This window comes from Stenotrophomonas sp. CASM114 (genome assembly GCF_049384325.1).
Lineage (GTDB): Bacteria > Pseudomonadota > Gammaproteobacteria > Xanthomonadales > Xanthomonadaceae > Stenotrophomonas > Stenotrophomonas muris.
Window position 1 is genome coordinate 237,452 of the sequence record NZ_JBMRGJ010000002.1, and the last position, 10,746, is coordinate 248,197.

The following is a 10,746-nucleotide window of genomic DNA, read 5'->3' on the forward strand; positions in this document are numbered from 1 at the left end:
AGGCCCGCGCCGATGAGTGAAGGGACTTCCCTGTTCGGCATCCGTCACCACGGCCCGGGCTGCGCGCGCAGCCTGCTGGCCGCGCTGGACGCGTTGCAGCCGGACTGCGTGCTGATCGAGGGTCCGGCCGGTACCGAGGACCTGTTGCCGCACGTGCTGGATGCGGCCATGCAGCCCCCCGTGGCCCTGCTGTCCTACAGCGTGGACGACCCGCAGCTGGCGGTGTTCCATCCGTACGCGCTGTACTCGCCGGAATGGCAGGCCCTGCAATGGGCCGCGCGCAATGCGGTCGAGGTGCGCTTCATGGACGTGCCACCGGCGTTGTCGCTGGAGTGGCTGGAGCAGGCGCGGCCGGCGCCGCCGCAGGACGAGGATGCCGAGGATGCCGAGGCAGACGATGCTGCTGAGGCCGCCGCCGAAGAGGCCGCCGAGGAGCGCCCGGCCGATCCGCTGGACTGGCTGGCACGGGTCGCCGGCCACGCCGATGGCGAGGCCTGGTGGAACCACATGGTGGAGGAACGCGGCGATGGCCAGGGGCTGTTCGAGGCGATTGCCGAAGCGATGACCGCGCTGCGCGAACACACCCTGGATTATCCCGGCCGCCGCGGCGAGCAGGAAGCGATGCGCGAGGCGCACATGCGCACGGCACTGCGCGCGGCAAGCAAGAACTTCAGCCGCGTGGCCGTGGTCTGCGGCGCGTGGCACGTGCCGGCGCTGCAGCCGGCGGCGCTGCGCGCCAACAGTGCGGCTGCCGACAACCGCCTGCTGAAGGGCCAGAGCCGGCGCAAAACGCAGAGCACGTGGGTGCCGTGGACCTACCGCCACCTGAGCGCAGGCAGCGGCTACGGCGCCGGTGTCGATGCACCGGGCTGGTACGACCACCTGTGGCGCAATGCCGGGGTGCATGGCCAGCGTGCGGTGGGCTGGTATGCGCGGGTGGGCCGCCTGCTGCGCGAACACGGCCTGGACTGTTCGTCCGCGCATCTGATCGAGGCGACACGCCTGGCCGATACCCTGGCGGCCCTGCGCGGGCGCCCGGCGCCTGGCCTTGAGGAGATCGGCGAGGCCAGCCGCAGCATCATCTGCAATGGCGACGATGCGCCGATGCAGTTGATCCGCGAGCAGCTGCTGATTGGCAATGCGCTGGGCCAGGTGCCTGACGGCGTGCCGGTGGTACCGCTGCAGCGTGACCTGGAAGCGCAGCAGAAGCGCCTGCGGCTGAAGCCCGAGGCACTGGAAAAGACCCTCGACCTGGACCTGCGCAAGGACAACGATCTGGCCCGCAGCCACCTGCTGCACCGCCTGCGCCTACTGGGCATTGAATGGGGCCGGTTGGCGCGCTCCGGCCACGCTGCACGTGGCACCTTCCACGAACTCTGGCAGCTGGCCTGGCAGCCGCATTTCCTGGTGGCGCTGGTGGAAGCCAGCCGCCATGGACAGACGCTGGTGGATGCGGCGTCGAACCTGGCGGTCAGCCAGGCACGCGCAGCGGCTGACCTGCCGGCGTTGTCCGAGCTGGTCGACCAGGTGCTGCTGGCCGATCTGCCGCAGGCCGTGCAGGCCATTGCGGCCGAACTGGAAGCGCGCGCGGCCACCGATGCCGATCCGCTGGCCCTGCTTGGCGCGCTGCCGCCGCTGGCCAACATCCATCGCTATGGCAACGTGCGGCAGACCGAGGGCGTGCAGGTCGCGCACCTGTTTGACAGCATGCTGGAACGCGCGGTGATCGGCCTGTCGCTGGCGCTGACCGGACTGGACGAAGCACGCGCGGAAGCGGCCCGCGAGGTCGTGCTGGCTGCCGAGCGGGCGATCAGCCTGCGCGACGATGCCGACGGCCGCGATGCGTGGCGGCAGGCGCTGCGCCGGGTCGCGCTGTCGCAGGCCAGCACGGCACTGCTGCGTGGTGTCAGCCTGCGCCTGCTGTTCGATACTGGCGCGCTGGACGCCGGCACCGTGCACACCCAGTTGCAGCAGCAACTCTCGCCGGGTGCCGAGCCGCTGCAGGCCGCGCAGTGGCTGGATGGCTTTCTCAACCGCAACGCCACCGTGCTGCTGCATGACGATGCGGTGTGGCGGATGATCGATGACTGGGTGGTGAGCCTGGATGAAACCCAGCTGGTGCGCGTGCTGCCGCTGGTGCGGCGCACCTTTGCCGCGTTCGAGGCGGCTGACCGCCGCGACCTGGGCACCCGGGTTGCGCGGGCCACTGTGACGAAGGCGGTGGCCAGCGAAGCCCCGGACTGGAACCTGGCACGCGCCGAGCGCGCGCTGCCGATGCTGCGCGAACTGTTGGGGATTGCCGGATGAGCACGCCAGACGACCTGTCCAATGACACAGTGGGCCAGCTGCCCACCACGCGCGAACAGCGCTGGCGGCTGATCCTGGGCCAGCAGGCCGATGGCAGCTGCGGCGCACTGCCCAAGCCCCTGCAGGGCATCGACCAGGCGCTCTCCGCGCTATACGAACCGGAGGGCCAGGGCGGCCTCAACCGGCGCGGCGGGCGCGGTGGATCGGCGCCGAACGTGGCGCGCTGGCTGGGCGACATCCGCCGCTACTTCCCTTCCTCGGTGGTGCAGGTGATGCAGCGCGATGCCCTGCAGCGGCTCAACCTGACCCAGATGCTGCTGGAGAAGGAAATGCTGGAGCAGGTGCAGCCGGACGTGCACCTGGTGGCCAACCTGATCGGCCTGGGCCAGGTCATCCCGGCGGAGACCAAGGACACCGCGCGCATGGTGGTGCGCGCGGTGGTCGACGACCTGCTGCGGCGGCTGGAAGAGCCCATGCGTTCGGCGGTGACCGGTGCATTGGACCGTGCCCGCCGCAACCGCCGGCCGCGCCTGGCCGAGATCGATTGGCACCGCACCATCCGCAGTAACCTGCGGCACTGGCAGCCGGAACTGCGCACGGTGGTGCCACAGGAACTGGTGGGTTATGGGCGCAAGGCGCGCAAGCCGCAGCGCGAGGTGCTGCTGTGCATCGACCAGAGCGGCTCGATGGCGGCTTCGGTGGTGTATTCGAGCATCTTCGGTGCGGTGATGGCCTCGCTGCCGGCAGTGTCCACGCGGCTGGTGGTGTTCGACACCGAAGTGGTGGACATGAGCGAGCAGCTGGATGACCCGGTCGATCTGCTGTTTGGCGTGCAGCTCGGCGGCGGCACCGACATCCATCGCGCGGTGAGCTATTGCCAGGGGCTTATCCGCGAACCACATGGCGCGATCCTCGTGCTGATTTCCGATCTTTACGAAGGTGGAGTGGAGGACAAGCTGCTGGCGCGTGCGCACGAGCTGGTGGAGTCGGGCGTGCAGTTCATCGTGCTGCTGGCGCTGAGCGATGAAGGTACGCCGTCCTACGACCAGCAGCTGGCAGGCAAGCTGGCCGCGTTGGGCGTACCCTCGTTCGCCTGCACGCCCGATGCGTTCCCCGGCCTGATGGCCGCTGCCATCCGACGCGATGACATCAACCAGTGGGCCGGCGCCAATGGCCTGCTGGCGACCCGTGGCCGCTGACGCGGCGCAATGACCGAACCCGATTGGATTCCATCGCATGACCCCCGCTGTCCATCACCGCCTGCGTATTGCCGGCGACCAGTACACCGGCCAGAAAGTGGTCGACCAGCAGTTCCATGAGTGCGATTTTTCCGGTGCCGACCTGACCGCCACCGAGTTCATCAACTGCAGCTTCTACGATGCCGACAGCCGCAGCGGCTGCCGCTTCAATGGCGCCACATTGAAGGAGGCCAGCTTCCGCAGCTGCGACATCAGCATGTGCCACTTCAACTTCATCAAGGCGCTGGGCCTGGAGATCAGCGAGTGCCGCGCGCAGGGTGCGGATTTCAGCAACGCCAGCTTCATGAACCAGATCACCACGCGCAGCTGGTTCTGCAGCGCCTTCATCAAGAAGTCGAACCTGCGCTATGCCAATTTCTCGCGGGTCACGCTGGAGAAATGCGAACTGTGGGAGAACCGCTGGGACGGTGCAAACGTCAGCGGCGCCAGCTTTGCCGGCTCGGACCTGTCCGGTGGCCAGTTCGAGGGAATCGACTGGAACAGCGCCAACTTCACCGACTGCGACCTGACCAATTCCGATCTGGGCGAGCTGGACCTGCGCAGCACCAACCTGCGTGGCGCCACGCTGGATGTCCAGCAGGTGGCGCTGTTGATGCAGCGCATCGGCATCACGGTGGTGCCGTAGGCATCAGCCGGCGTACGCCACCCAGCCCTTGAAGCTGAAGCCCGCATAGAACAGCTCCACATCGTCGAAGCCGGCCTCCTGCAGCAGGGCGACCTCCTGTTCGGGGGCCAGCAGCGGCAGCCGCTCGGCAATGGCGTCGATCGCGCGCTGTGCATCGGCGTGGGCAACGCCGGAGGCTTCGGCGAACGCGGCGTAGCGCTGCAACCAGCGCAGCTTGCCGGCAGGATCCTGCGGCACGCTGTGGTGGGCCACCACCAGCGGCGCGCCGGGCTGCTGGCGCCTGTGCAGCTCCCGCAGCGTGTGCAGGCGCTGCGCGCCGTCGAGGAAGTGCAGGGTCAGCAGGCAGCTGGCACCATCGAAGCGCACGTCGGGGGCATCGTCGATGTAGCCTTCCAGCAACTGCACGCGCGACATCAGCTGGCCCAGTGTCTGTTCGGCCAGGGCCAGCATCGGTGCAGCCGGGTCCACGCCCAGCAGCTGCCAGCCCGGCTGCGCCTCGGCAAATGCCTTCAGCTCCAGCCCGCCACCGGCGCCCAGCACCAGCACGCGGCCCTGCGCAGGAACGTGTTCGGCCAGCAGCAGGCGACTCATCTGCTGCAACGCGAGGAAGCCCGGCACCTGGCGCAGCGGGCCCTCGGCATAGCGGGCAACGGCCTGCGGATCGGAGAACGAAGACATGCGTGCATTCCTGCAACAGGGACATACCACTGTACCGTGGCATGCAAGTGCCTTTGCCGCGGGTCGCTCCTGCCTGCGCTGACCGGCTTGCATCCAGCTCAGCGCAACGCCCGCGCCAGCACCTGCCAGATCCTCGGGTCCTGGCACTGCGAGACGTTGAAGCGCAGATAGTCGGCCGCGCGCTGCGACTGGCTGAACGCGTTGCCCGGCGCCAGCACGATGCCCTCGCGCAGGCATTGCCGCGCCAGTGCGGCGGCGTCGCGGCCGTCGGGCAGCTGGCACCACAGGAACAGGCCGGCTTCCGGCTGCAGCCACGGCGTGATGCCCAGCGCCTGCAGTTTCCGCAGTGTGTGCCGGCGTGCATCGGCCAGGCGCGAACGTATCGACTGCATGTGGCGGCGGTAACCGCTATCGGTCAGCGCGATGTGCATCAACTGCGCGGCCAGATGGCCGCCGCCAAAGCTGGTCGCCAGCTTCAGGTCGGTCAGTGCTTCTATCCAGTCGTGGCGCGCAGCGATGTAGCCGCAGCGCGACGCTGCCGACAGCGTCTTGGAGAAACTGCCGACGTGGATCACCCGTGACAGTCCATCGAGCGCGGCCAGCCGCGGTGCCGGCTGCAGTTCGAAGTCGGCGAAGATGTCGTCCTCGACGATGATCAACTCGCTGCGTTCGGCCAGGCCCAGCAGGCGGTGCGCGGTGTTGGCCGAAAGCACCGCGCCGGTCGGGTTGTGCAGGCCGGAATTGGTGATGTACAGCCGCGGCGAATGCGCCTGCAGGGCTTGCGCGAACGCCTCCAGGTCCGGGCCGCTGTGCGTGTACGGCACGCCGATGGCCTGCACCTGGTGCGCCTTGAGCAGCGCGTGGTAATTGAAGTAGCTCGGGTCATCGACCAGCACGCAGTCGCCGGGCTTGAGCAGGAAACGGCAGAGCAGATCGACCGCGTGCGTACCGGATTCGGTCAGCAGGATCTGCTCCATCGGTGCATCGATGCCAAGCGTGGCGCTGCGCCTTTGCAGCAGCTGGCGCAACGCGGGCAGCCCGAGCGGACCGGCGTAGTCCACCAGTTGCATGGCATCGGCACGCGACAGCCGGCGCAGGCCGCGGCGCACGCCATCGTGATACAGCCAGTCACTGGGCATCCAGCCGCACCCTGGCTTGAGATCGCCCGCGGGCGTTTCCAGCGATTGCCGTGACACCCACAGCGGATCCACCGCGCGATCCAGCCGCGGCTCCATTTCGGCCAGCGCCAGCGGTGCGGCCGGGCCACTGACGTAGAAGCCCGAGCCTGCGCGCGCACTGATCAGGCCTTCGGCCGCCAGGCGCTCGTAGGCCTCGACCACGGTGGAGACTGAAACCCCCATGGTCGCCGCCTGCGCACGTACCGAAGGCAGGCGGGAGCCGGGGCCATCCACCCGTGCACTGATGCGGGTGCGGACGGTCTGGATGACCGATTCGATGCGGGTGAGCGGGCGCGGCATGGTGGAACCGTAGTGGAAGTGTGGGCAGTACAGTTACTTGCGGCTGTACTGGATTGTAGCTGGGGTCGTTCCGCGCCGGATGCTTCCATACAGGTGCAGCCGGGCATCGTCCGGCACCTTCAGGAGTACAGGCGTGGAACGGTCGGCGAGTGGTTGGATCAATGGCTTCATCGGTGTGGTGATCTTCGCCGGCTCATTGCCGGCCACCCGCCTGGCGGTGCTGCAGCTGGATGCCGGGTTCGTCACCGCCGCACGCGCCACCATCGCCGCGGTGCTCGGTCTGGGGCTGCTGCTTCTGCTGCGCCAGCCATGGCCGCGGCGCGGCGACCTGCCGGGGCTGGTGGTGGTCAGCCTCGGCGTTGTGGTCGGCTTCCCGCTGCTGACCGCGCTCGCGCTGCGTCACGCGTCGTCGGCGCACACCATCGTGTTCCTTGGCCTGCTGCCGTTGAGTACAGCGGTGTTCGGCGTGCTGCGCGGTGGCGATCGGCCGCGCCCGGCGTTCTGGCTGTTCTCGTTGCTGGGCAGTGCCTGCGTGGTCGGCTATGCCGCGCGCAACGGAATCGAAGCCTCGTTGCAGGCCGACCTGCTGATGCTGGCGGCGATCGTAGTGTGCGGGCTGGGCTACGCGGAAGGTGGTCGGCTCGCCCGTCATCTGGGCGGCTGGCAGGTGATCAGCTGGGCACTGCTGCTGGCGTTGCCGGTGATGCTGCCGCTGACGGTGCTGATGCGCCCGGCCTCGTTCACCGCGGTCGGTGCCTCGGCGTGGTGGGCACTGGGCTACGTGGCAGTGTTCAGCATGCTGATCGGCTTCCTGTTCTGGTACCGCGGGCTGGCCCAGGGCGGCATCGCTGCCGTCGGCCAGCTGCAGCTGCTGCAGCCGTTCTTCGGCCTGGCCCTGGCCGCGCTGCTGCTGCACGAGTCGGTCCGCCTCAGCATGGTGCTGGTGACTCTGGTCGCGGTGATCTGCGTCGCCGGCGCGCGCCGCTTCAGCCGCTAGGAAAAAGGGGACGGAGGGGATTAAGTCGTTTCAGGCACAGCAGGACCAATTACGACTTAATCCCCTCCGTCCCCTTTTCCGGGGGGCTGCGGAAAAGGTGCGCAACGGCGTAGTCGATGAACACCCGCAGGCGTGCACTGGGATGGCGCCCGCCGGGCCACAGCAGCGAGAACTGCCCCTGGTGCGTGGGCAGTGTGGGCAGCACCTGTTGCAGGCGGCCATCGGCCAGCGCGTCGGCTGCGAGGAAGTCAGGCATCCAGGCCAGGCCCATGCATCCGATCGCAGCGGCCAGCACGGCTTCCATGTTGTTGCAGGTCATCGCCGTGGGAAGGCGCGCCCCGGCGTCGCCTTCGATGCCGGGCAGCTGCCACGGATGCAGCTTTCCCGTGGTGGGGTAACGGAAGCGCAGCGCGGTATGCATGCGCAGGTCGCCCACATCGCCGGGCGTTCCATGCATCTGCAGATAGCCCGGCGCCGCACAGAGGATGAAACGAAAACCCCCCAGCCGCCGTGCGGTCAGGCTGGAATCGGCCAGTTCGCCACTGCGTATCACTGCATCCAGGCCTTCGCTGACCACATCGACGATGCGGTCGTTGAAGTCCAGTTCCAGCTGCACCTGCGGATAGCGTTGCTGGAAGCCGGGCAGCACCGGCAGCAGGAAGCGGTAGCCGATGGTGGGCAGGCCGATGCGCAGCAGCCCGCTGGGGGCGTGCTGTCGCTGCGCCAAGTCCGCCTGTGCTTCGGAAAGCTCGTCCAGTGCACGCCGGCAGCGCTGCAGCAGCAGTTCGCCTTCGTCGGTGAGATGCACGCGGCGGGTGGTGCGCTGGAACAGGCGCGTGCCGAGTTCCTGTTCAAGCCGGGCGATGCGCTTGCCGACGGCCGAGGCTGACAGGCCGAGTACGCGGGCGGCACCGACAATGCTGCCGGCCTCCGCGGTGCGGACGAAGGCGAGCAGGGCGGAGATGGAGTCCATGCTTGGATGATTGCGGAACATCTGGCCGCAATCAACATCCACCGAGCCTGTTTTTCTGGAATAGCGGCCTGTCCATCATCAATGCCCCTGATGGATGGAGGCCCGCATGGCCCCGGATTCGATGCTCCCTGTACCTGTCCGCGCGCAGCAGCGCTGGGCGCTGCTTGCGGTCTGCCTGGCCGCGCTGGCGTTGCCGTTGTCCTTCTCTGCCGGTGCAGTCGCGGTGCCGGCGCTGGCCCGTTCCGCGGCGGCATCGCCCACCGCGCTGGCCTGGGTGACCAACGCCTTCATGCTCACCTTCGGCAGTCTGTTGCTCGCTGCGGGTGGCTTGGCCGATCGATATGGCCGTCGGCGGCTGTTCCTGCTGGGCACGGCGGGCTTCACCACCGCCACCGCCGCCGTCTGCCTTGCTCGCACGCTGCTATGGCTGGATCTGGCGCGCGGGTTGCAGGGCGTTGCCGCGGCGGCGGCGCTGGCATCCGGCACGGCGCTGCTGGCACAGGCCTGGCAGGGGCCGGCGCGTGCCCGTGTCTTCGCCCTGCTGGGCACCACGTTCGGCATGGGGCTGGCGCTGGGGCCCCTGCTCGCGGGCCTGCTGCTGCAGACATTGGGATGGCGCAGCGTGTTCGCCGCGGGCGGTGTGCTCACGTTGGTGGCCTTCGGCCTGGGGGCACGCGCGTTGCCTGAAAGTCATGGCGAGCGCCGACCGCTGGATATCGGCGGCATGCTGATTTTCAGCCTGACGCTGGCGGCGTTGACCCTGGCCCTGCTGTGGCTGGGCGAGTTCGGCCTGCATGCCGCGCGCGTGCGGCTGGCGCTGCTGGTGACGCTGCTGTTGGGCGGGGTGTTCGTCTTCATCGAACGGCGGCACCCCTCACCGTTGCTGGACCTCTCACTGTTCTCACAACCGGCGTTCCTCGGTGTCCAGCTGCTGCCGGTGGCGACCTGCTTCGGCTACGTGGTGCTGCTGGTCGCGTTACCTCTGCAACTGCTGGGCGTGCATGGCCAGAGCGCGACGCTGGTGGGACTGCAGATGCTGGCGCTGTCCGCGCCGATGCTGTTCCTGCCGATGCTGGCCGCGCGTTGGGCGGAGCGCGTGGGAAGCGCGCGATTGTGCACGCTGGGTCTGCTGGTGTGTGCCGCCGGCCTGTACCTGTTGTCGCGGCAGGCGTCGCACCCGTCGCCCGCGCAGTGGGTGCCGCTGCTGATGCTGGTCGGCGCAGGCACGGCTTTGCCGTGGGGGCTGATGGATGGACTGTCGGTGAGCGTGGTACCGGTGCAACGTGCCGGCATGGCCGCAGGCATATTCGGAACCGTGCGGGTGGCCGGCGAAGGCATCGCGTTGGCCGCAGTCACTGCCTTGCTTGCGCTGCTGATCGGCCATCAGCTGCAGGGCGCGTCGCCGGCATCGCTGGTGCGTGCCGGTGCCTATCTGGCCACGGGGGCGCGGGAACAGGCGCAGGCACTGCTACCGACGATGAGCCGCATGCAGCTGCAGCACGCCAGTAGTGAGGCGCTGGCGACACTGCTGCGTGTACTGGCGCTGCTGACCGCCGCCTGTGCCGCCGTGTTGCGCCTGTTGCTGCGGAAAAGGACAGGTGCCTTGGTCGGGGACATGGTGTAGCAGGCTCATCGCCGCCTCCGCCGTCATCCCGTTGTCGTGTCCCGCTCACGCCGCCTATGCCCACCCGGGCCTAGTGTTGATCGTCCGCGTCCCCCACGGAGACCCGCCATGTGGCTGCTCGACCATCTCTGGCCCAGCCGTCGACCGCTTCCTCCCCCGGTCGAGGACGCGCCACAGGCACCGTCACGCCGACCCTGGCTGAAACGCCCGGCGCGGGCCGGGCGCAGCGGCATGGCGCCCTGGCAGAAGGTGGCCACGCCACCGCGGCGCACGCGCCACTAGCCGGTGCGGTCTGATGGGTGGTTGACCCCGTCGCTGACCGGGATCACCCCCAGCGCGAACGGGTCGATGCCCTCCAGGCAGGCCACGTTGTAGCCGTACTGGTCGGGGTTGGAGCGGCGCCGGTGATGGGTGTAGATGCCGCACACCCCGCAGAAGTAGTGCTCGGCCACATGGGTGTTGAACTGGTACTTCTGCAGGTGATGCTGCCCGCGCACCACCTGCAGGCCCTGGCGGGGGACGCTGGCGGCGATGGCACCCCGGCGCCGGCACATCGAGCAGTCGCAGCGGCGCGGGTCGACGATGCCGTCCGGGAGGTCCAGCAACAGCTCGACCGTGCCGCAGTGGCAGGTGGCGCGGTGCTGGGGTTGGACCGGAACGCCGGCCACGGAAGTGATGCCCATCGTTGCTCCTGTGAGGTGAACCTGGCCGCATGGACCGCCGCAGACGGTGCGCCGCGGTCCCTGAACGGGCCGTAGATGCCACGGTGAACCCGCTTGTGGCTAACTATGCGGCTTCGGGACCG

Annotated in this window: 9 protein-coding genes; 5 read left to right on the top strand and 4 right to left on the bottom strand. The window is 68.7% G+C overall.

Going from position 1 to position 10,746, the window contains the following annotated elements:
- Positions 1-12: 12 nt before the first annotated feature.
- From VG566_RS03660 to smqnr, 3 genes are read left to right on the top strand one after another with little or no spacing between them, the layout of a single operon-like run.
- On the top strand, positions 13-2,307 hold the full coding sequence (locus tag VG566_RS03660) for a DUF5682 family protein (protein WP_049419215.1): 2,295 nt from the start codon (positions 13-15) through the stop codon (positions 2,305-2,307).
- Positions 2,304-3,506, top strand: coding sequence for a vWA domain-containing protein (locus VG566_RS03665; protein WP_049405055.1), 1,203 nt, complete (start codon positions 2,304-2,306; stop codon positions 3,504-3,506). Before VG566_RS03660 ends, VG566_RS03665 begins: the two co-directional genes overlap by 4 nt.
- Before the next feature lie 37 nt (positions 3,507-3,543).
- Positions 3,544-4,191 carry a SmQnr family pentapeptide repeat protein gene (gene smqnr, locus VG566_RS03670; protein ID WP_100449558.1) on the top strand — a complete coding sequence of 216 codons (648 nt, stop codon included), beginning with the start codon at positions 3,544-3,546 and terminating at the stop codon, positions 4,189-4,191.
- A gap of 3 nt (positions 4,192-4,194) precedes the next feature.
- Here the strand turns inward: smqnr and VG566_RS03675 are convergent, their stop codons facing one another.
- Both VG566_RS03675 and VG566_RS03680 read right to left on the bottom strand, forming a co-directional pair.
- Positions 4,195-4,869 (bottom strand): class I SAM-dependent methyltransferase, encoded by a 675-nt coding sequence (locus VG566_RS03675; RefSeq protein WP_241884071.1) that lies wholly within the window; start codon positions 4,867-4,869, stop codon positions 4,195-4,197.
- A 98-nt stretch (positions 4,870-4,967) separates the two neighbouring features.
- Positions 4,968-6,347 carry a PLP-dependent aminotransferase family protein gene (locus VG566_RS03680; protein ID WP_041863130.1) on the bottom strand — a complete coding sequence of 460 codons (1,380 nt, stop codon included), beginning with the start codon at positions 6,345-6,347 and terminating at the stop codon, positions 4,968-4,970.
- Between the two features lie 133 nt (positions 6,348-6,480).
- Here VG566_RS03680 and VG566_RS03685 point away from each other — a divergent pair, with 133 nt between their 5' ends.
- Positions 6,481-7,344 carry a DMT family transporter gene (locus VG566_RS03685; protein ID WP_241884072.1) on the top strand — a complete coding sequence of 288 codons (864 nt, stop codon included), beginning with the start codon at positions 6,481-6,483 and terminating at the stop codon, positions 7,342-7,344.
- A gap of 49 nt (positions 7,345-7,393) precedes the next feature.
- Here VG566_RS03685 and VG566_RS03690 read toward each other — a convergent pair whose 3' ends face one another.
- Positions 7,394-8,317 carry a LysR substrate-binding domain-containing protein gene (locus VG566_RS03690; protein ID WP_049405071.1) on the bottom strand — a complete coding sequence of 308 codons (924 nt, stop codon included), beginning with the start codon at positions 8,315-8,317 and terminating at the stop codon, positions 7,394-7,396.
- Between the two features lie 106 nt (positions 8,318-8,423).
- Between VG566_RS03690 and VG566_RS03695 the strand changes: the two genes are divergently transcribed.
- The gene (locus tag VG566_RS03695; protein WP_241884073.1) at positions 8,424-9,941 is read left to right on the top strand and encodes an MFS transporter; all 1,518 of its coding nucleotides are present in this window, start codon (positions 8,424-8,426) and stop codon (positions 9,939-9,941) included.
- Between the two features lie 278 nt (positions 9,942-10,219).
- Here VG566_RS03695 and VG566_RS03700 read toward each other — a convergent pair whose 3' ends face one another.
- Positions 10,220-10,624 carry a GFA family protein gene (locus tag VG566_RS03700; RefSeq protein ID WP_014646209.1) on the bottom strand — a complete coding sequence of 135 codons (405 nt, stop codon included), beginning with the start codon at positions 10,622-10,624 and terminating at the stop codon, positions 10,220-10,222.
- Between the last annotated feature and the right edge of the window lie 122 nt (positions 10,625-10,746).